This window comes from Escherichia sp. AM3 (assembly GCF_032029835.1).
Taxonomy (GTDB): Bacteria; Pseudomonadota; Gammaproteobacteria; order Enterobacterales; family Enterobacteriaceae; genus Escherichia; species Escherichia coli.
The window spans coordinates 1-650 of sequence record NZ_JAVUPQ010000481.1 but is presented as its reverse complement, the minus strand read 5'-3'; the positions used below and the strand labels follow the sequence as shown (position 1 = coordinate 650).

Below are 650 nucleotides of genomic sequence, written 5' to 3'. Positions count from 1 at the left end.
AATAAAAATATTTTAATCTTCTATTTTTATTTTATCAAGCAGAAGTAATTCGGTTTCTCTCACCCCTGCATATTTAAGACTGTTAAGAGCCATATACCCCCTAAAGTGGTGCATATCCTGAAAACCCAAACACTGCCATCTTTTCAGAAGACTGGAATCTATAACCGTTGTTTTGCGTGGGCGCGGATTAAAGTAAACACCGTCCATACTTTGAATGAGTGATAATTCTTCGTCTGTTAATTCTGGGCTTGGTTCTTCAAGTATAAAGATCAATTCCTCGCCTGGTTGTGCATCATGCTCATAATTATATTTGCGAGGATTGTTTAACGCATACTGATCACATGCTTCGCCAATAGTTGTTATTACGTTTTTCTTGCCTTTTTTCTTGCTCATTGCTTCCCCTTCGTTTTGTTTTTCTTGTTGCAGTGTTAAAAAAGGAAGCGATCATAAATACTAAGAAAAATATTAAGCTTTCCATTGTTTCACCCTTCAAGATATTTGATAGTTGTTTGTTTTAAGCTACAGAGTCGATTATGAAATCATTAAAAATATTTTTTGTATAAAACAAAAAAACAAGTTTAAATAAGGAAAACAGAAAAACAAAAAAAAAAATCGAACCAAACAAACCCCAAAAAAAAAAAAAAAAAAAA

At 32.3% G+C, this 650-nt stretch carries 1 protein-coding gene; it reads right to left on the bottom strand.

Annotated features, from left to right (window positions below; all coding sequences use genetic code 11):
- Positions 1–12: 12 nt before the first annotated feature.
- Positions 13–393, bottom strand: a complete 381-nt coding sequence (locus RTW80_RS26740) for a hypothetical protein (protein WP_312721112.1) — start codon at positions 391–393, stop codon at positions 13–15.
- Between the last annotated feature and the right edge of the window lie 257 nt (positions 394–650).